Annotated in this window: 19 protein-coding genes and 1 tRNA gene; 4 read left to right on the top strand and 16 right to left on the bottom strand. The window is 45.0% G+C overall.

Annotated features, from left to right (window positions below):
• Positions 1-124: 124 nt before the first annotated feature.
• The 5 genes from BIZ39_RS10770 to purE form a co-directional block, all read right to left on the bottom strand.
• Positions 125-598, bottom strand: coding sequence for a Dps family protein (locus BIZ39_RS10770; protein ID WP_014948101.1), 474 nt, complete (start codon positions 596-598; stop codon positions 125-127).
• 186 nt (positions 599-784) lie between these two features.
• The gene (locus BIZ39_RS10765; protein ID WP_187446951.1) at positions 785-1,330 is read right to left on the bottom strand and encodes a copper chaperone PCu(A)C; all 546 of its coding nucleotides are present in this window, start codon (positions 1,328-1,330) and stop codon (positions 785-787) included.
• Positions 1,331-1,396: 66 nt separating this feature from the next.
• Positions 1,397-1,472 (bottom strand) — tRNA-Thr (locus tag BIZ39_RS10760).
• Between the two features lie 60 nt (positions 1,473-1,532).
• Positions 1,533-2,669: a 5-(carboxyamino)imidazole ribonucleotide synthase gene (locus BIZ39_RS10755; protein ID WP_187446950.1), complete on the bottom strand. Its 1,137-nt coding sequence runs from the start codon at positions 2,667-2,669 to the stop codon at positions 1,533-1,535.
• Entirely contained in the window at positions 2,666-3,160 is a 495-nt protein-coding gene (gene purE / locus BIZ39_RS10750) for a 5-(carboxyamino)imidazole ribonucleotide mutase (protein ID WP_014948098.1), read from the bottom strand. The genes BIZ39_RS10755 and purE overlap by 4 nt, the downstream gene beginning before the upstream one ends.
• A gap of 278 nt (positions 3,161-3,438) precedes the next feature.
• Here purE and nhaA point away from each other — a divergent pair, with 278 nt between their 5' ends.
• The gene (nhaA, locus tag BIZ39_RS10745) at positions 3,439-4,713 is read left to right on the top strand and encodes a Na+/H+ antiporter NhaA (protein ID WP_014948097.1); all 1,275 of its coding nucleotides are present in this window, start codon (positions 3,439-3,441) and stop codon (positions 4,711-4,713) included.
• On the opposite strand, the gene BIZ39_RS10740 is transcribed toward nhaA, so the two are convergent.
• The 4 genes from BIZ39_RS10740 to trxA form a co-directional block, all read right to left on the bottom strand.
• Positions 4,675-7,491, bottom strand: a complete 2,817-nt coding sequence (locus tag BIZ39_RS10740; RefSeq protein ID WP_187446949.1) for an ATP-binding protein — start codon at positions 7,489-7,491, stop codon at positions 4,675-4,677. The two genes, nhaA and BIZ39_RS10740, sit on opposite strands and share 39 nt — an antisense overlap.
• Positions 7,492-7,513: 22 nt before the next feature.
• Positions 7,514-8,812 (bottom strand): amidohydrolase, encoded by a 1,299-nt coding sequence (locus BIZ39_RS10735; protein ID WP_187446948.1) that lies wholly within the window; start codon positions 8,810-8,812, stop codon positions 7,514-7,516.
• 229 nt (positions 8,813-9,041) lie between these two features.
• Entirely contained in the window at positions 9,042-10,307 is a 1,266-nt protein-coding gene (gene rho / locus BIZ39_RS10730; protein WP_014948094.1) for a transcription termination factor Rho, read from the bottom strand.
• A gap of 271 nt (positions 10,308-10,578) precedes the next feature.
• Positions 10,579-10,905, bottom strand: coding sequence for a thioredoxin TrxA (trxA, locus tag BIZ39_RS10725; RefSeq protein ID WP_012517074.1), 327 nt, complete (start codon positions 10,903-10,905; stop codon positions 10,579-10,581).
• A 100-nt stretch (positions 10,906-11,005) separates the two neighbouring features.
• Here trxA and rhlB point away from each other — a divergent pair, with 100 nt between their 5' ends.
• Both rhlB and BIZ39_RS10715 read left to right on the top strand, forming a co-directional pair.
• Positions 11,006-12,298 carry an ATP-dependent RNA helicase RhlB gene (gene rhlB / locus BIZ39_RS10720; RefSeq protein ID WP_014975523.1) on the top strand — a complete coding sequence of 431 codons (1,293 nt, stop codon included), beginning with the start codon at positions 11,006-11,008 and terminating at the stop codon, positions 12,296-12,298.
• A 33-nt stretch (positions 12,299-12,331) separates the two neighbouring features.
• The gene (locus tag BIZ39_RS10715) at positions 12,332-13,843 is read left to right on the top strand and encodes a guanosine-5'-triphosphate,3'-diphosphate pyrophosphatase (RefSeq protein ID WP_168463717.1); all 1,512 of its coding nucleotides are present in this window, start codon (positions 12,332-12,334) and stop codon (positions 13,841-13,843) included.
• Positions 13,844-13,954: 111 nt separating this feature from the next.
• Here BIZ39_RS10715 and hemB read toward each other — a convergent pair whose 3' ends face one another.
• Genes hemB through tatA form a run of 7 tightly spaced genes read right to left on the bottom strand, consistent with a single transcriptional unit; the run spans position 13,955 to position 19,518 of the window.
• The gene (gene hemB, locus BIZ39_RS10710) at positions 13,955-14,965 is read right to left on the bottom strand and encodes a porphobilinogen synthase (protein WP_039225046.1); all 1,011 of its coding nucleotides are present in this window, start codon (positions 14,963-14,965) and stop codon (positions 13,955-13,957) included.
• Positions 14,962-16,860 carry a diguanylate cyclase gene (locus BIZ39_RS10705; protein ID WP_187446947.1) on the bottom strand — a complete coding sequence of 633 codons (1,899 nt, stop codon included), beginning with the start codon at positions 16,858-16,860 and terminating at the stop codon, positions 14,962-14,964. Before BIZ39_RS10705 ends, hemB begins: the two co-directional genes overlap by 4 nt.
• 12 nt (positions 16,861-16,872) lie before the next feature.
• Positions 16,873-17,649, bottom strand: coding sequence for a TatD family hydrolase (locus BIZ39_RS10700; protein ID WP_168533628.1), 777 nt, complete (start codon positions 17,647-17,649; stop codon positions 16,873-16,875).
• Positions 17,650-18,192 (bottom strand): hypothetical protein, encoded by a 543-nt coding sequence (locus tag BIZ39_RS10695; RefSeq protein ID WP_168533630.1) that lies wholly within the window; start codon positions 18,190-18,192, stop codon positions 17,650-17,652.
• Between the two features lie 25 nt (positions 18,193-18,217).
• Complete coding sequence (gene tatC / locus BIZ39_RS10690) at positions 18,218-18,973, bottom strand: twin-arginine translocase subunit TatC (RefSeq protein ID WP_014948088.1); 756 nt, start codon at positions 18,971-18,973, stop codon at positions 18,218-18,220.
• The gene (gene tatB, locus BIZ39_RS10685; RefSeq protein WP_014948087.1) at positions 18,974-19,273 is read right to left on the bottom strand and encodes a Sec-independent protein translocase protein TatB; all 300 of its coding nucleotides are present in this window, start codon (positions 19,271-19,273) and stop codon (positions 18,974-18,976) included.
• Positions 19,273-19,518, bottom strand: a complete 246-nt coding sequence (tatA, locus tag BIZ39_RS10680) for a Sec-independent protein translocase subunit TatA (RefSeq protein ID WP_230633705.1) — start codon at positions 19,516-19,518, stop codon at positions 19,273-19,275. The genes tatB and tatA overlap by 1 nt, the downstream gene beginning before the upstream one ends.
• Positions 19,519-19,695: 177 nt before the next feature.
• Here tatA and BIZ39_RS10675 point away from each other — a divergent pair, with 177 nt between their 5' ends.
• On the top strand, positions 19,696-20,757 hold the full coding sequence (locus tag BIZ39_RS10675) for a hypothetical protein (protein WP_187446946.1): 1,062 nt from the start codon (positions 19,696-19,698) through the stop codon (positions 20,755-20,757).
• Positions 20,758-20,796 lie beyond the last annotated feature (39 nt).

Raw genomic sequence — 20,796 nt, 5'->3', positions numbered from 1 at the left:
GCAGTATACAAAAAAGGGCACAGCGCTGCTGTACCCTTTGTAATAATTTTACTTGCTTATGCGATAAAGGTGACTGGCCGATTAAGCCTATGTTAAATCACTGTCACCGCACTTATGTAGCGACTTACTTCGGTAATGTTGCACGAAGCATCCACGCAGTTTTTTCATGAACGCGCATACGATCGCCAATTAACGCTGCAGATGACTCATCGTCTGCGTCTTGCGCTAGCTTTAACGATTCACGGCAGGTTTTCACAACTTGCTCATGACCGTGAGTTAACAATCTCACCATTTCCGTCGCTTCAGGTACACCTTCCACTTCTTCAATTGAACTAAGCTCAGCGAACGACTTATATGTGCCCGGTGCAGCTACACCTAGAGTACGAATACGCTCTGCAATTTCGTCTACCGCTTCGGCAAGCTCTGTGTAATGCTCTTCGAACATTAGGTGCAATTCACGGAACTGCGGACCTTCTACATTCCAGTGAAAATTATGCGTTTGAAGGTACAAAGTGTAAGAGTCGGCCAATAGCTTTTTAAGACCTTCTGCTACTGCGTTACGATCGCTCTCAGAAATACCAATATCAATCTTGCTCATGTCACACTCCTTAACGTTAAAACCCTTTTTAGATTTACCTTCAGTCCATTCATCGGCGCTGAAAAATCTTGGTTTAAATAATATAAGTTAATAGTACTACAGAAATTTTGATTTAGATTAACGGTTTAGTTGATTGCATTCATCGCATTAATCGATGACTTTATACATTCTGCCTCAGCCACTCTATTAATGGTGGTGATGGTGGCTTTCGCCCGCTTCTTTTTTAACAGGTAGCAAAACCGGTAGTTCACTCCCATCGCTAAATGTGAGGGTTAGTGCTACTTCGCTGCCCTCTTCTAATCCTTTGGTCAGCCCCATCAACATGATATGACGGCCGCCTGATTCAAAAGAGGCCATTTCGCCCGCTTTTATTATAACGCCGTCAGTTAGCTCACGCATTTTCATCACGTCTTCCTCCATCACCGTTGTGTGGATTTGCGCTTCACTTGCTACATCGCTTGATACTGAAACAGACGTCAGTGTTTTATCGCTGTCACTATGATTATGCAAAGTAAAGTACACTGCGCCGGTTTTTGCCAAAGCAAATGTTGCTCTGGCATAACCATCCATAACCATTACATCTGATTGCTTACTGGCGTGCTTGTGCTGCTCTTTCGGCAAGTGATGATTTTCATGGTCATTGCCATGAGCGTAAATAGTCCCAGACAAGCTCAAAGAAAATAAGCCAGTTACGATAACTAACGGTTTAAGTGATTTGGAAAAAAATGACATACAGTCTGCTCCGAATGAATACTCGTAAGCAAGTGTACGTAAGATTGGCATAGGAAAAAAGAAAAATGGTGCCGACTGCCGGAATCGAACTGGCGACCTACTGATTACAAGTCAGTTGCTCTACCAACTGAGCTAAGTCGGCACACTTTAAAAACCGCTGCCTAGACAGCGGATGCGTATTCTAGCGATAAACGCGTGGGTGTCAACCTTTTAATCGCGTTGCTTCACCAACTAATTTTGGGAAGTACTCAAGTGGTAAATATTTGCTCAATGCCATGAGCTTTTCACCCAAGCTTTCATAACTATTCGTGGTGACATTGATGTGTCCCATCTTGCGCTTATCACGAACAGATTTTCCGTACCAGTAAAGATGACTACCATCGATGCTTAGCAAATCGCGCGAGAAGCTGCTGCAACCAATAATGTTGACCATAGCGCTTGGGCCAATGGCTGACGTGTCACCAAGAGGCAATCCACAGACTGCACGTAAGTGATTTTCAAACTGGCTGGTTACAGCGCCCGACTGGCTCCAGTGCCCGGAGTTATGTACACGAGGAGCAAGTTCGTTTACAAGTAGCTTGTCGCCTACTTGGAATAGTTCCACAGCCAGCACACCGACGTAGTTCATACCCTCAGCAAGTTTCACAAAAATATCGTGAGCCTGGGCCTGAAGTGCATCATCAACGTTAGTCGCTGGTGCAACCGACACATGAAGTTGACCTTGGTGATGCAAATTTTCAGCAAGTGGATAGGTGCGTACGTCGCCATTAGCATTGCGTACACCAATTAATGACAACTCTCTGTCGAAAGCCACCATTTTTTCAACCACTAAAGGCACAGTCTGCAAATCTAATCCCTGAAGTGCATTTTTTAGTTCAGGTAAGTCAGCCTCATCACTTAAACGCCATTGACCATATCCGTCATAGCCATCGCGGCTAGCCTTAAGAATGAGTTTGCTACCCAACTGCTTTACGCAATCGTCTAACTGGGCAAGGTCGGTAACTATTTGGTGCTCACAATTTGCCACCTGCATGCTTTCAAGCAGCTTTTTCTCACGTACGCGATCGGCGCCAACAAGAATGCTGTCAATATTTGGCATCAACTTGTTTGTTTTCGCCGCGTCTTCAAGAAGCCTTTCAGGTACATGCTCAAATTCTACGGTAAGAGCATCTGCACCTTCTAATGCTTGAGCAAGTGAGATTTCAAGAGGGGTTTTGCTAACTGGATGTACAACGGTATCGTTGTTTACGTCCACAGCTTGAACGTCAATACCTAACGGGCTTCCCGCAAGGTACATCATTTGAGCAAGTTGGCCTGCGCCGTAAACGACTACTCTCATTCATCTAGCTCCAACGTATTGCTTGAAGCAAGTACCGTATCAGTTTGCGATTTTCTAAAAGCGATAACGGCATTGCGTACGCTTTCGTCTTGCAGCGCAACAACTTGTGCCGCGAGAAGACCCGCATTTGCTGCACCAGCCTCACCTATTGCCAGTGTACCTACCGCAACACCTTTCGGCATTTGAACGATAGAAAGCAGTGAGTCTAATCCGTTGAGCGCCTTTGATTTAACCGGGCAGCCAAACACAGGTAAATGCGTGTGTGCAGCAATCATACCCGGTAAGTGAGCTGCGCCGCCTGCGCCAGCAATGATTGCGCTAAAACCTTCATCTGCAGCGCTTTCTGCAAACTCTACTAGCAAGTTGGGTGTACGGTGCGCGGACACCACCTTCGCTTCAAATTCAACACCAAACGACTTCAGCATTTTTGCGGCCTGCTGCATAGTAGGCCAGTCTGAAGTTGAACCCATTACAATCGCGACTTTTGCCATCTAGAGATCCTCGGGGTAGGTAAAGTGGACAACCTTGGAAAGGCCGCGATTGTAGCGTAAAACCGTTCAAAATCCCACCGTAAATGGCGTCAATTATAGCGCCACTCGCTTAAGGGTTGTTGAGGCTACTCTCTTATAAGGGTGATCTATCTCTTCGCTGTCAGTCGTATTAACTATAATTAATTTATGTAGAAAAGTTGCCTGACTACACGGATTAACGAACGCTTTTATTTCCACATTTTGCGACGTTGACCATGAACGGGCGTTAGAGGTTATTGATGACAGATAAACACGAACCCGACGTACTTGATGAGGTGATAGAAGAAGTACAAGACGTGGTCTCTGACTTCTTAAATCGCGAAGCCGCTCCCGGCATATTGTTAATGGGTGCAACGATTCTTGCGCTCATTATTGCTAATTCTCCCCTAGATACGCTTTACGATCATTTAATCAGTATGCCGGTACAAATATCAGCCGGTACGTGGGCTATCGATAAGCCATTATTGCTGTGGATTAACGACGGGTTAATGGCGGTGTTCTTTTTTCACGTGGGTCTGGAACTAAAGCGGGAAATCTGCGAAGGTGAATTGGCCAATCCCAAAGATATTATTTTACCCGCAGCGGGTGCTGTAGGTGGTATGGCACTACCCGCCTTGATATATGTAGGCATCAACTGGGACAACCCCGTAGCCATTGCAGGGTGGGCAATTCCCGCCGCTACTGACATCGCGTTTGCGTTAGGTATTTTGGCGCTACTAGGTAGTCGAGTACCTACGAGCCTGAAAGTTTTCTTAGTCACCCTGGCTATTATTGACGATATCGGTGCTATCGTAATTATTGCCCTGTTTTACACCGAGCACATTACCGCGGGTGCGCTGTATATTGCTGCAGGTTGTTTATTGCTGTTGTGGCAAATGAATAAACGCAATGTGGTAGATATTCCGCCTTATGTTTTTGTGGGAATCATTCTGTGGGTAGCCATGTTGAAGTCAGGCGTTCACGCCACACTGGCAGGTGTCGTACTTGCTGGCTTTATTCCTATGCGGGATGAGAAAGACGAATCTTATTCTCCGGTAACGCGACTAGAGCACGGTTTGAATGGCTCGGTGAGTTTCGCGATCCTACCTTTATTCGCCTTCGCTAACGCCGGCATAAGTTTTGGTAACATCAGTCCGGAGGGTATTTTCCATCCTGTTACCTTTGGGATCTTTCTTGGCTTGGTTGTGGGTAAACAAATTGGCGTATTCGGTTTTTGCTACTTAATGGTGAAGTTAAAGCTGGCTAAGTTACCAGAGGATCTTAACTTCAAGCATATCTATGGCTGTGCGCTACTTTGCGGCGTTGGCTTTACAATGAGCTTATTCATTGGGGGACTGGCCTTTGCACAGACAGGTATCAATCAAATTTTTGACGAGCGTGTGGGCATTTTAACCGGCTCTCTCGTCTCGGCGTGCTTAGGGTATATTGTACTGCGATTCGTTAGCGAAGCGCCGAGCGATAACACTGATGTAGCCTCAAACGCGAGCAAGTTCACGGGCAATACAGTCAAATAGAACCTGCTTGCGAATAGGCTTACTTAAATGCGCATTCATGCCTGCTTCTAAGCAGGCATTTTTGTCTTCGATAAACGCATTGGCGGTTAAGGCGATGATCCTGACCGTGTCCTTATTCCTGCCTTCACTTCGAATAAGTTTCGATGCTGTATGACCATCCATGATCGGCATTTGGCAATCCATTAAAATTACGTCGAAATCGTGCCTCTTCTCGGCCTTAACAGCATCTTGCCCGTTTTTCGTTCTAATACATTTGATGTTGGACGATTTGAGCATGTCCATGACGATTTCAGCATTAATGTCGTTGTCTTCAGCCAATAAAACCCGTAATCCATCAGGTAATGACGGAATCACCTCATTTTCTGCATGCTCTTTTTCTTCACTTACTGTGGCAGGAATGTGGAAGGTGAAGCTTGTTCCTTTACCCAGTTCACTTTCAACATAAAGCTCTCCACCAAGAAGCTCAACCAAACCTTTAGAAATGGCCAAACCTAATCCTGTGCCACCAAAATTTCGAGTGGTGGACGGATCGGCTTGCTCAAACTTATCAAAAATAAGGCGTAGTTTGTTGGGAGCAATGCCTATTCCCGTATCGCTAACCGAAATTTTAAGTCCTTGGTGGGCATAGCTGACGTTAACCGTCACGACACCATCACTGGTGAACTTAATCGCGTTACTAAGTAAGTTATTGATGATTTGACTCACCTTCCCTGCATCAATGTTCAGTGCGTTAGGTACGCCCTGATTAATATACAAAGCAATATCGTACCCTTTTACTTGCGCAGCGTGACGGTAGAGGTCACAAGAAGCTTCAAGTAACTCGCGAATGGCACAGCTTTGAATATCGGTAAGCATTTTACCCGATTCAATCTTCGACCAATCTAAGATACTGTCCAGGATGATAAGTAAATTGCTAGCAGAGCGTGAAATTGTTTTGGCTCTAGCCGAAACATTTTCCGGCAACTCGTTCTCGAGCATCAATTCACATGAGCCAATAATGCCATTCATTGGCGTTCTAATCTCGTGACTCATGTTGGCGAGAAACTGCGTTTTCGCCACATTCGCGGCTTCCGCTTCTTTAAGCGCTAACGCAAGGTGCTCGGTTTTCTCTTCTATGCGCTTTTCCAAAGACTGATTCAATTCCCCTAGCTCGACATTCAGGCTTTGCTCTACTTCTCTTGCAACCTTTAGCTCTTCAAATGCATCGAGCAATCGGGCTTCTAAACTCACGAACTCATCGCTTAGCGACGAGAGCTCTTGAATGTGCAGTGCCCTTTGTGGTGCTTTAACACCTTCTTTTTGTGTGGGGTCGAATTCGGAAATATAGCGAACAAGGCGACGAATAGGCGCGCCGACCATTTTTGCAACTACGTACCCGGTGAATGTTCCAAATGCAGATAATGCCAATAGCAGCAGCAAGTCTTTTAGCAAATAATTACTCATTGATGCCATTAGCAGTCGTTTGTCGAAGTAATAGCTAACTTTCCAGCTAGCAAAAGGCATATCTTTCGCTAACCTCAACCATGTTTTCCCCTGAGGCCCGTTCTCCACCTCAACAGCACAATCAGGTTCACAAATATAAAAAGGTGCTTTAGTGAGTGGCTTCATCTTCAGGCCTTTAGATGCATAGATAACTTCGCCTTTTTGATCCTCAATGAGCATCAAAAAACCACCCAAGCTTAGGTTATCAATAGCAGAAAAGCTCTTTAACGATAAAGAGCCCTCTACAATACCTTTTGGAGTGCCATCTGCATCTGTAATAGGGGCTGACAAGGCTACAATTGGATCGTTACCAAAACCTCGGCCTTGAAATACATTTGAAAGGAATGGTTTACCTGTCTGCATGACTTCAAAGAAATACGGCCTGTAAGCCACATTTGACAAGCCGCTTTGTCTTGCCTTATCCAACAGGCTAGGCGGGTAAGCGTGGGTAAGATCGCCATTGTCATCTGCAATGAGGAAGGTCAAAAATTCTGGATTGTGCGATGCCAACACCCGCAAATTTGTCACCGCTGCATTATCGAAATCGCTGTTTGATACCTCGCTAGACAACACTTGCGCTGCACTAATAATGGCACTTTGGTGTTGCTGAATAAAATTCGAAAGTTGGAACTCCAGCACATTCACCCGCTGCGACATGTAACTGTGAATTTGTCTTTCTTGCTGTTTTTGAAACAGACTTACCGACAAATAAATTACTGCCATGGAAGCAACGAAGAAGCAACCGGAAAAGAAGTACCCAAAAAGAAAATGCAGCGTAACCCGCTCGGACTTACTTGATGTTTGTCGCTTAAGCCCGTGGACTGCCAAATACGAAAAGTGTCCGGTTACAAGACCAAATACACCGCTTACCCAGGTGACCAGCACACCCGAAAACAGCATATTTGCGTTATCGCCATCATAAAGAGAATGCTCTAAAACAAGAATGGGCAGAAAGACAATAGACCAAAAGCCTGCGCCTACTTTTATCACCTGTTTAAGCGACTTGTTATAGCCAAAAAAGCTAAGCACGATGGGCAGTAGAGTAAGGCTTTCCTTTCCAACTATGCTCCCGTCGTTAAGCCATAAGGGAAGGCTGACAACAAGTGCAATAGGAATGGAAATAAAAGGAGAAAACCGAAGTGAAGCGTAGACTGCCGCACCTATACCAAATGTAGCTATCCCTGTACTATCAAAGGGTGGGTTGAGAGCATTAAGACCCGCACCTAACACACATACAAGTAGTGCTTGAAGGGCCAGAGACCATGAAAAAGAAAATGAAATACTGCCAATTTTCAACGCATGTCTCCGGCGAATAGATTTAGTGTTGAGCCATGTAATCTAGGGTAAAGTTCGTTAGAAGCTTCACGCCTAATTTCATGCCTTCATCATCAACATAAAATTCCGGTGTGTGATGAGCAGGGCTATCTTCTTCAGAGACGTCTAATGGCTTACCGCCTACCCAAACATATAAACCTGGAATTTGCTCTTGGAAAAATGAAAAGTCTTCCGCACCCGTGACCGGCTTAGAAAGCAGCGTGTTTTCAACGCCTGCGGTACGCTGCATAGTAGGCAGCATGGCTTTTGTAAGCTCTGGGTCGTTGTACGTAATGGGGTAATAGTAATCTAGCGGTAGCGTAAGTTCAGCTTCTGCGCCCATACTTTCAGCAATAGCCTTTACTTTGCGCGGAAGCGACTCGTAAATGTGATCGCGAGCGGCTTCATTGAGTGTACGAATTGTGCCAACCATTTCTACTTCATTTGGAATGATGTTTGAACGGTTACCGCCGTGAATAGAGCCAATAGACACCACCGCTGCATCGTCAATCAATTTCAACTCACGACTTACTATAGTCTGAATTGACATGATCATTTGCGCAGCGGTAACCACTGGATCAACACTCTTCCAAGGATAAGCGCCGTGGGCTTGCTTACCGTGAATAACAATTTTAAATGGGTCTACCGCGGCCATGGTGCCACCCGCGTTATAACGCACTTTACCCACATCGGTGTTAGCATTGATATGCAGGCCAAAAATAGCGTCTACATCAGGGTTCTTAAGTACACCTTCAGCAACCATAACTTCCGCACCGCCTTTTTCTCCAGCGGGTGCGCCCTCTTCTGCTGGCTGAAAGATAAACTTCACTTTACCTTTCAGGTCGCCTTTAATTTCGGTAAGAATTTTTGCCGCGCCCATGAGCATTGCCATGTGAGTATCGTGACCACAGGCGTGCATAACCGGCACTTCTTTTCCGTTGTATTCGCCCATCTGCTTTGAGCGGTAGGACAAATCGTTTTGCTCTTTTACAGGAAGTCCGTCCATGTCTGCACGTAATGCAACCACAGGACCTGGCTTGCCCGAGTCTAAAATACCTACCACACCCGTTTTTGCCACACCGGTCTGCACTTCTAAACCTAGGCTTTCAAGGTAGTCAGCAACATATTTAGCGGTTTTAAACTCGCGATTCGATAATTCAGGAAATTCATGAAAGTGATGACGCCATTTAATTACATCAGGCTCGACTTTATTCGCTAATTCATCAACATTGATCTGAGCGGCATTAGCAGCTGACACAGAGGCCAATCCTGCAAATGCAAGTGACAGCAATTTCTGGTACATAACTATTATTTCCTTTGGTGTTTTTTAGACAGAGTAAATCATCTCAAGGGAGAACACACCACTGAACTAACGATTGCTGTTAAAAATCAATAAGCAGACGAAAATACCCCATTCACAAGACTGAGGGTATTAGACGGAAGTATAAGAAAAGTGCTTTATCGATGCAGGGAATAAAAAAGGCGCCGAGTGGCGCCTTTTCTTTAAATATCAACTTATTACTAAGTTTCTATTAACTCTTTTGTCTACGCATTGCGTCAAAGAACTCATCGTTTGTCTTGGTCATCGACAACTTACTGATAAGGAAGTCCATTGCGTCAATTTCTGACATTTCGTGAACGATTTTGCGAAGGATCCACATTTTCTGTAGTTCATCTTGCGCTGTAAGCAGTTCTTCACGACGGGTACCAGAGCGGTTGAAGTCGATAGCCGGGAATACACGTTTTTCCGCGATTTTGCGATTAAGGTGTAATTCCATGTTACCTGTACCTTTAAACTCTTCGTAGATAACTTCGTCCATTTTAGAGCCGGTATCGATAAGCGCTGTTGCGATAATCGTTAAGCTTCCGCCTTCTTCAACATTACGGGCAGCACCAAAGAAGCGCTTAGGCTTGTGAAGAGCATTCGCATCAACACCACCGGTAAGTACTTTACCTGATGATGGGATAACCGTGTTGTAAGCGCGAGCAAGACGAGTAATCGAGTCAAGCAGGATAACCACGTCTTTTTTGTGTTCAACAAGACGCTTGGCTTTCTCGATAACCATTTCAGCAACTTGTACGTGACGACTTGCTGGCTCATCGAAGGTTGAAGCAACGACTTCACCTTGAACAAGACGATGCATCTCGGTTACTTCTTCCGGACGCTCATCAATAAGCAATACCATTAACTCACAATCTGGGTGGTTAGCAGCAATTGACTGAGCAATATTCTGAAGAAGAAGCGTTTTACCGGCCTTAGGTGGCGCTACGATAAGACCACGCTGGCCTTTACCGATTGGCGACGCCAAATCTAGTACACGAGCCGTAATGTCTTCTGTTGAGCCATTACCACGTTCCATGCGCAAGCGATCTGCTGCGTGAAGCGGTGTAAGGTTTTCAAAAAGGATTTTATTACGTGAATTTTCAGGCTTGTCGAAGTTAACTTCGCGGATTTTTAGCAGGGCGAAGTATCGTTCACTGTCTTTCGGTGGACGAATTTTCCCGGCAATCGTATCACCGGTACGCAAGTTAAAGCGTCGAATTTGGCTTGGCGATACATAAATATCGTCTGGTCCTGCAAGATACGAAGAGTCAGCTGAGCGTAAGAAGCCGAAACCGTCCTGTAAAATTTCTAGTACCCCATCACCAAAGATGTCTTCACCGCTTTTTGCGTGTGTCTTTAGGATTGAGAAAATGATGTCTTGTTTTCTGGCGCGCGCCATGTTTTCCAGGCCCATCTCCTCGGCCAGGTTAACCAACTCGCTTATTGGTTTGTTCTTTAATTCAGTTAAATTCATACTGGTGGGTCTTTGTGCTTGAACTTCGCTTACAGGACTTAAAGTCACTCTGTTCTAGTTTAGATTTGATATCACCCTGATGTGGGCGTAAGCAGAACGCTGCTCGGATGAGCGCTGAAGAAAAGTTAGCACTATATTTAATCAACGTCCAGCGTTTTACCGCCGAAATGTTAAATAATTTGTGGCTTGCTCTTCTAGAATGAAACGTTAGTCCCTGTGGCGTAAATAAAAACCGGTGCTTCGTTAGCACCGGTTTTCAATTTGAAATCAATTAAAGGTTTTCGTTAAGAAACTCTGTTAATTGAGCTTTAGATAGCGCGCCTACTTTAGTTGCAGCAACGTTACCGTTTTTGAAAAGTAGCAATGTAGGAATACCACGAATACCATATTTAGGTGGAGTTTCGTTATTTTCATCGACATTCAACTTGCCAACTGTTAACTTGCCATCAAACTCGGTCGCAACTTCTTCCAAGATTGGTGCGATCATTTTACACGGGCCACACCATTCAGCCCAGAAGTCAACCAGTACAGGACCTTCAGCATTGATAACATCTGCTTCGAATTTATCGTCAGATAACTGGATAATTTTGTCGCTCATTCTTTTCTCCATTATTGGTCTGTCGCTGATTTGTCTCAGCCTGACCATAAGTGTTATATAGAAACTGTTTTTTAATGCAAGCACTGATAAGCTATAAGCTATGCCTACTCACTTAACTGATACTCACTTTTCTGACCTGCCGATTAACGGCAAGGTTGTTGACGCCTTGGCGGCAGCTAATTTTTCACATTGTACACCAATTCAAGCACTTGCACTGCCTCCTTTATTGGAAGGTCACGATATTGCAGGTCAGGCTCAAACCGGAACCGGTAAAACCATTGCCTTTTTGGTAGCTACATTTCACTATTTGCTAAGCAAAGCAGAAAATGCAGATAACAGCAAATCAAATGGCCCTCGCGCAATTATCATGGCGCCGACCAGAGAGCTCGCCGTTCAAATTTATAACGACGCCAAACTGCTTAGTGAGCATACTGGATTGTCGCTTGGTTTGATTTATGGGGGCGAAGGTTACCAAAGTCAACGTGAAACTTTGGAAGAAGGGGTAGATATTATAATTGGTACGACAGGACGCATACTGGATTACTACAAACAGAATGTGTTCACACTGAAGAATATTCAGGTTGCCGTACTTGATGAAGCCGACCGCATGTTCGATTTAGGCTTTATAAAAGATATCCGCTTTTTATTCCGCCGCATGCCACCGGCAAGCGAACGTTTGAGCATGCTATTTTCAGCTACACTTAGCTACCGCGTGCAAGAGCTTGCTTACGAGCACATGAACAACCCTACCCACGTACAGGTAGCGCCAGAACAAACAACTGCAACTCGCGTTTCTCAAGAGCTATTTTATCCGTCTGATGACGACAAGATGCTGCTTCTTCTTACGCTGCTTGAAGAAGAATGGCCAGAAAAGGCAATTGTTTTTGCCAACACTAAAAATAGCTGTGAGAAAGTTACCGACTGGCTTACCGCAGATGGCCATCGCGTGGGCTTGCTTAGCGGCGATGTACCACAGAAGAAACGCCTTGGGATCTTAGAAGATTTCACCAAAGGCAATCTTGATATTTTAGTCGCAACCGACGTTGCAGCGCGCGGTCTTCATATCGACGCGGTAACGCACGTATTTAACTACGACTTACCTGACGACGCCGAAGACTATGTACACCGTATTGGTCGTACTGGCCGTGCAGGACAAAGTGGTGTTGCAATTAGTTTCGCGTGCGAAAAATACGCACTAAACTTACCTGCTATTGAGCAATACATTCAAAAGGCAATACCGGTTACCGATTACGACCGCAGTGCCCTACTTGATGATGTAACGCCTCCAAAACCACGTAGAAGACGTACGCCTAACAACCGCAATTCTTCACGTCGTGGAAACGGAAGAGGCCGTGGAAAGCCTCAAAACCGAAACAACAGAGCGCAACAGTGAGGCGTAAAGGTACTCAATAAGAATCGAGGTTTTATGCAGGCAGAACTCCAGCACGACGCACAAACCTACGGCGAGTATTACGCCGCCGTAGATTTAGGCTCTAACAGCTTTCACATGGTGATTGTTCACGTTGTTAACGGCAGTGTGCAAATAATAGGGAAAATTAAACAGAAAGTGCGCCTAGCAGCAGGTTTAGATGATGATCTAGCACTTGATGACGTAAGCATGGAACGCGGCTGGCAATGCCTGCAAGTATTCTCGGAACGCCTGCAGGATATCCCCCCTTCTAATATTAAAATTGTAGCGACCGCTACATTGCGACTGGCAACCAATGCGCATGTATTCATTCGCAAGGCAGAAGAGATTCTCAATCACAAACTTGAAGTGATTAGCGGTGAAGAAGAAGCGCGACAAATTTATCTTGGCGTAGCCTACACATCTGCCAACCAAGGCAATAGCTTAGTCATAGATATTGGTGGCGCCAGCACAGAAATCATTATCGGTAACGACATGCAGCCTATCCATCTTAAGAGTTTGGATATGGGCTGTGTAACGTTTATGGAACGCTATTTCACCGGCGGCACTATCACCGAAGACAATTTCGACAATGCCAAACAAGCCGCACACGCGCTTATTGCCGATGTGTCTAGCGCGTTTTTGTGTTTTGATTGGGAGAATTGTTTAGGTGCATCTGGCACGCCGCAAGCCATTACTGAGATTCTTGTAGCACAGGGCATTAGTGATGCTATCCGCTTAGACTATTTGTATCATTTAGAAAAGCAATGTATTGAATGCGGCAGCATTAAAACCCTTGATATCGACGGATTGGAAGATAACAGAAAAGCTATTTTCCCGTCTGGTTTAGCGATCCTCATCAGCTTATTTGAAGCGCTAAATATCAAGCACATGAATATTTCTGGTGGTGCGCTTCGAGAAGGACTTATCTACGGAATGTTAGATAACGTTACCGAGAATGATCGTCGCCAGCAGACCCTTAATCAGGCAAAACATCGTTATCATGTAGATGCTAGTCACGCGAACTCGGTTAGTCACGTAGCGCTTACTTTATGCCATCAACTTTGTGCACAACAGAACATTTGTCATTTAGATACCGAAACCATTTTAGGTGCAGCCGCACAGCTTCATGAAATAGGTCTTCACATTGAATATAAGCGCCATCATGAGCATGGTGAGTACATATTAAGTCACATTGATTTGCCCGGCTTCACGCGCCTTCAGCGCGCCGCCATCCGCGATTTAGTTGCTCAGCATAGGTTAAACATAAAGCCAGACGTATTTGAAAAGTACCACGAAGACTACCGTCCAATGCTAAAAGGCTTATTGCGAATTTTACGTATAGCAGTGGTGTTATGTCTGCGTCGTCAGAATAAACATATACCAGAGGTAACGTTGCAGTGCGAAGAAAGTAAGTGGACACTTACTTTTCCTGAAGGCTGGTTGAAATCGCATCCTTTGATCAACGCAGAGTTAGCAAATGAATGCTGGCTTCAGCATAAAGCTGGCTGCGAACTCGTTTGTAAGTAACCACTTACATACAGATAGGATGCGTTAAATGTATTACGATAAATAGAAAAGAAACATAAAAAAAGCCGTGCATTGCACGGCTTTTTGTTGTCAAACCTTTGGTTGTTGGTATTACTTGTCGTTTTGCTTCGCTAAAAGCGCAGCAGCTTGCGGAGCGAAATAAGTCAGAATCCCGTCTGCGCCAGCGCGCTTAAACGCTAATAACGATTCTAGGATTACCGCGTCTTCATTTAGCCAACCATTAGCAAAAGCAGCTTGATGCATAGCGTACTCGCCACTTACTTGATAGGCGAATGTCGGTACTTTAAATTCGTCTTTACAACGACGCACAACATCTAAATACGGCATACCTGGCTTCACCATTACCATGTCAGCGCCCTCTTCTATATCAAGCGCAATTTCGTGGAGTGCTTCATCGGTGTTGGCAGGATCCATTTGATAGGTTTTCTTGTTGCCGCCCTTTATATTTGCAGCGGAGCCGACGGCATCACGAAATGGACCGTAGTACGCAGACGCGTATTTAGCAGAATAAGCCATAATACACGTATTGATGTGACCTGCTTCTTCAAGTGCTTTTCGGATACTGCCAATGCGCCCATCCATCATGTCAGAAGGCGCAACAATATCAGCGCCAGCTTCAGCATGCGATAACGCTTGCTTAATGAGCACCTCGACTGTTTCGTCGTTCATCACATAACCAGTTTCGTCTAAGAGGCCATCTTGTCCATGAGACGTAAATGGATCTAATGCGATATCTGACATCAGCATTACTTCAGGAAACGCCTTTTTAAGCGCTCTCATAGCTTGCTGAGCAAGCCCTTCAGGATTGAACGCTTCGCTTGCACACTCGGTTTTAAGAGACATTGGTGTCACAGGGAAAAGCGCAATCGTTCTAATGCCCAGCTCTACCCATTTCGCCGTTTCTTGCACTAGCAAATCGATAGAAAGTCTTTCCACACCAGGCATAGAAGGTACGGCTTCTCGTGCGTTCTCACCGGGTAGTACAAAAACAGGGTAAATGAGATCGTCAGTGGTTAAACGGTGCTCTGCCACAAGCCCTCTTAAAGCATCTTTGGCGCGTAGTCTGCGCATTCTTCTTTGAGGGAAAGGTGAAGATGTCATAGTTTTTCCTGTAAATGTTTATGTATTACTGTATTGCGGCCCGCAGCCTTGGCTTCGTAAAGGCATTCGTCGGCGAACTTGAAAAGATTTTGCGCGTGCTCTTCATCAATAATAATGGTTGTAGAAACGCCCGCGCTTGCAGTTAGCTTAATGATTTCCCCTTCGTAATCAAGTGGGGTCGACTCAAGGCTATCTCGCATATTTTCGGCAACGTGAAAAGCGCCTTCAAGATCGGTATTAGGCAATATAATGGCAAACTCTTCACCACCTATGCGACACAAGTCATCTGTAGGGCGATGGATGTGCTTCTGAAAGACATTGGTGACGTGAATTAAGCACGCGTCACCACCATCATGTCCGTGTTGATCATTAATTTGCTTAAAGTGATCCACGTCAACAATGATGAGAGATAATGGTGTTTGCTCACGTCTACTGCGTCGCCCTTCAGAACGCAGACGCTTATCGAAATGTCGACGGTTGTGCGCTCCCGTGAGCGGATCTATTGCATTTAACCTTTCCAATTCTTGGTTAACTTCAGACAACTCGCGTAACGTAATTTCTAGCTCTAACGTGCGTTCTTGTACTTTATACTCCAGGTCATCTTGATAACGCTTTTGTACTTCAAGTAAATTCTCTTTGGCCGTATTTGCCTGTTTTTCCTGCTCTAGCGCGAACTGCTGCGCCTCAATGAGATCATCGCGACTGTGGCTATAATTAATCGCTAAGATAAGTGCCAAGATGAGCGTTTCAACCGCGCCACCAATGAACAGCAGGTTATTTGACGAAATAGGCAATTGAATAATATTAACGTTATCAAGGCTCGCACTTAGTCCACTAATTAATAGAAAACCCCAAGCGATGGTAAAATAACGTGCTACGACCACTCCTTTGAGCGTTAGCCAAATACCTAACCCAAGAGTAAAAATAACGATGAGGCTAAGCAGTAACAGGAACGCCTTTATCATGAACGAGTAAGGCAAGATAAGGCCGAGGATTATACTTAACCCGCACACCCAACTGATTGCCTGTGTGATTTTATCTAGCTTTACGCTGTGGGCTCTAATAGGTAGTAGGCTTCGCGTAAACATCGCCGCAAACATAATAGTCGCGTTAGCAAACACAAGAATTGCTTTACCTTGAAACCATGTGCTTCCCGGCCACATATAGGAGAAGCCGTAGCCGTGTAACGTCGCCAATATAAGCGCCAAACTCATTACATAGCCAGAGTAATAAAGGAACGACACGTTACTTGTCGTTACCGTTAAAAATGCGTTACTCACGCCCATTGCTACTAAGATGCCAAAAAATATCCCCAATGCCAGGTTACGGCTTGATGTATAGGCAATAAACTCTGTTTCTTCCCATATACGAATGGGAAGGCGGACGCTGCCAGAGGTTTGTACTCGAATAATCACCCGCTGCGACTGAGCGCTTACTGGTAGGGGGAATAGTGGCTTCATATGAGAAACGGGCCGGTTGTCAAAGTGCAGGCCATCGCCACCTGAATAAGTAGCAATAGGCGTGCTGCCTATTTGGCTGTAAATCGCAACGTCTAAACTATCTAAAAGGGGATAGTCGATGTGCAATAGAAATCGACTTTCATTGCTTTGGGTTGGCGCAATGACCATTGAAAACCAATGTACGTTTGTGTTCATACCCAAGTTAATGGGTGAAGATATTGGTGTCCAGTCGGTAAGCGGCGTTTGAGTAATGGTAGTAAAATCGAGCGCATTGCCATTATCTACATTGAGATAAGTAAGCTGCGAGAAACGTGGTGTTGCACTGGTGTTAGGAGACAAACTAAACAACACAGACACAAATGCAACGACGGCCACTAGGGTGATAAGAATAAGACCCGCATCATACTTGCGCATCGCTTTCAGATTTGTCTGCATATAAACCTATGTTTAGCTGAGAGAAAACAACTCACAGCTATTAGCATAACTGCTAATACGTAATTTATCAGTCTCAACTTGCAGATATTCGCCTAATTGTTTAGCGATATGGGGTAGAAAAGCAGGTTCGTTATTACGTTTTCTCGGTCGAAGGGTTTTGGGAAACAGATAAGGCGCATCTGTTTCAAGAATAAGACGGTTTAAAGGTATAGACTTCACGGCTTCGCGTAGTGCTTCGCCTCGCTTCTCATCACATACCCAGCCAGTAATACCAATATAAAGCCCCAGCGCAAGGTAGTGCTGAACCTGCTCTGCATTCCCAGTAAAACAGTGGGCAATACCACCTTTTATACGAGGCATATACTCGGTTAATAACGCGACTTGTTCGTCAAACGCATCCCTTTCATGTAGATACACGGGTAAGCCTAATGCAGCCGCAATGTCTAACTGGGCTTCGAACACTGCCAATTGAACGGGCTGTGGTGAGAAATTGCGATTAAAATCCAGACCACATTCACCAATTGCAACACACCCATTCTGTTGTGCAAGTTCGCGTAACCGCTTGTAATCACTTGGCGTGACATCTTTTGCATTGTGAGGATGGACACCGATAGTGTAACAGCATTGGGTTGGATACTTATTATATAGCGCTACTGCGGCGTCCCATTCACTGGGGTGCGTGGTGATAATGCAGAGTTTTTCTACCCCTGCATCTTTTGCTCGTTGTATAACTTCATCGGCGTCAAATCGCTTATCAAGCAAGTTGGCGCCAGCATCAAACCAAGGCATTTATTTTACGCGTTTCACTTTCATGCGCTTGTTAAGCCCTTCTACACTTAAGAAAAATGCACCCAATAAGCCCCTTTCTACGGCTACCGACTGACCTTCCTTAAGCTTCATATAGGTTCCATCAGTTTGCTGCCATACAGAACCATCGCTGAAAGTTATAACATGCTTATCACGCACATTCTTCTTGATCGAAGCGATAGTGACCGCAATCTCAGAAGCTTCGTCAGACAAATCTCGCTTATGTTCAAGTCCAAAGTCATTCTTAGGTTCTGAGGCTTGAACTTGTCCCTGAGCGACAGGCGCTGGGCGAAGCTTCATCTGATTACCATTGTTGCTCTTGTAGGCCTGTAGTTGCTCAATCTGAGCGTCTGAACCTTCGTACTTGTTGAGTGATTTCGCGACGCTGTCATAGCACATAAGTCGCTTTAAACTATTATCCGTGTTGCGACATTTCTCCAATGCATCAGCAACTGTCTCAGCTTGTACATTAAACGCCCCAAACGCGCACAGAATAGTGGCAAGAGATAGCAGTCGGGTTTTCATTTTTATTCCTTTCTTTTTTTGACATCTATGTGTTGTCTGTTGTTTCAGTAGATGTATCGTCTTTTGGTGTTTTACCCGCGTAAAATCCTCCAACAATAACCCCTACTTCAAACAGCAACCACATTGGAATAGCTAATAATGTTTGAGAGATAACATCTGGCGGTGTTAGCAACATGCCAACCACGAATGCACCAACAACCACGTACGGGCGCTTGGCTCGTAAAGACTTAGCATCCGTTACCCCAGTCCAGCACATTAAGATAATGGCTATCGGTATCTCGAATGAGACCCCAAATGCAAAGAACAGTTTCAAGACGAAGTTCAAATAACTGGATATATCTGTACTTACCGTTACACCTTCAGGTGCTACGCTTGTAAAAAACGCGAACGCTATTGGAAATACCACAAAGTAGGCAAACGCCATTCCTGCGTAAAACAGCAGCGTACTGGAAAGTAGTAAAGGCGCTACCAGGCGCTTTTCATTTCTGTACAAACCCGGAGCCACAAACCCCCATACTTGATAGAGCACATAGGGAATAGCAATAAAAAACGATAACACCAGTGTAAGTTTAAACGGAGCAAAGAAAGGTGATGCAACGTCGGTTGCAATCATGCTCGCATTTTCAGGTAAGGCTTCAAGCAATGGCATCGCCAATAGCTTATAAAGGTCTTGCGCAAACGCCGCAAGACAAATGAAGACGATAAGTACGCTCAAAAGGGCTTTGAGAATACGGCTACGCAATTCAATTAAATGAGAAATAAGGTTATTAGCGTCAGACATCTATTGCTTTTTATAAGGTTCTTGAACCGACTCTGCAGCTTTTTTTAGCTCATCGACGCTTTGTTCAAGTTCAGGTGAAAGATCTTTAAGCCCTTGCTGCTCTGCTTTTTTCAAATTTTCATGCAATTCGTGCACGCGCAACTGATGCTCAACTTCTTGCTTAAAGCCCGTTGCTACATTACGCACGCTACGAATTGTATTTATAGTTGAGCGCATGGCACCCGGTAATCTTTCTGGCCCTAAAATAAGCAGCGCCAGTACACCGATAACCAATAGCTCCCAAAAGCCGATATCGAACATTAGGATTTTTCTTTAACGTCGCTCTGCGTCTTAGTTGAAACAGGCTCTGCTGCTGACTTTTCTTCAACTTGCTTCTTTTGTTCAAAGTCTGCGTCTTTGTCTTCTTCGGTGACAGCTTTTTTGAAGCCTTTGATTGCGCCGCCTAAATCAGTACCTATACCTTTAAGGCGCTTCGTACCAAACAAAAGCACCACAATAACCAGTATGATCAGCAACTGCCAAACACTAATACCACCCATAAAAATAATCTCCCTTACATCGATTGGCACAGTATGCCATTGCCTGCTGATGCTTTCACCTGAATATTTACTTCAATGAATAAAGATTGACGTTTTGGTTGGGACAATCCATGCTCTGTATATCCCCAATTCGAATGGTCGAAACATTCAACTATGCTAATTTTTACAAGGAGTTAGTGAGCAATGCTATGCCTTACCGTGGTCTATTGCCATTTATTGCTCGCTTTACCTGTTGCACCTGACTCAGCTGCTGACACGTTGAACTCCCCCGTAAATGCGACCAGTGTAGGTATAACCTATCGGGATATTGCTCGGCCAGAAAATACGCTTTCTAACCGCGCTAACTCGACAAAAGAAAGTACACACTCCTTGCCTCCTTCAATACCTAATGAGCAATGGTTTGATATTTGGCAGCGTAGCTTCACCGACACCATGGACTTCACCGTAAAACAGCTTGATGGTTTGTTTGAAAGTTCAGATGATATAGGTACTTCAGGACAGAAGGAAGCCAGAGCCGAAGGCCGTGTTCAACTTGCATGGGAGCCAAGAAGTGGCATGCTCTCGGATACGGATTTGCGCTTCAGGGTAAGAGTTCGCCTACCGGCTTTAAAAGAACGCGTTGATTTACTATTAAGCGATAACGAAGACGAGACACAGAACAACACAATACGAGCCGCGAGGGATACCGGCAATAACAACCGCGATCGAACGACCATTGCGCTTCGCTTTCGTCCTGAGCAAGACTCTCACTACTCATTTAGAATTGGCGCTGGTCGCCGCGACCAACTCTATGCGATGACCCGATACAGAGATGCTTTTGCCTTTTCTAAACAATGGGCCATGCTATACGACGCCGAACTTTACTATTACACCCGTGACCGTTTGGGTGCGGAGGTGGGCGTCGCTTTTCAATATGAAATCAATAAAAAGCACCTGGTTCGACAAAATAATCGCTACTACTACCGCGACGATACCAACGACTGGCTATGGCGTCACGAGGTCCACCATTTGTTTTCGGTAGATCAACATAACGCCGTTATTCCTCACTTTATGGTGGAAGGACTTAGCCAACCCAACTTTCGCGTAGAAGAAGTCTATGGAGGGTTTAGGTGGCGTAACAACATGTTGCGTGATTGGCTTTTCTTTGAAGTAGAGCCTTTTGTATTATGGCTGCGTGATGAGGACTTCAAAACCTCATACGGCGTAGCCCTGCGCGTAGAAGCCTATTATGGGCGCGATACTTAGGGTAATTCCCTAGAATGAAAAAAGGCTGTCTACTGACAG

This window comes from Alteromonas sp. BZK5 (genome assembly GCF_014349115.1).
Taxonomy (GTDB): Bacteria; Pseudomonadota; Gammaproteobacteria; order Enterobacterales; family Alteromonadaceae; genus Alteromonas; species Alteromonas macleodii.
The sequence above is the reverse complement of the archived record's forward strand: the minus strand, read 5'-3'. Positions and strand labels throughout refer to the sequence as shown.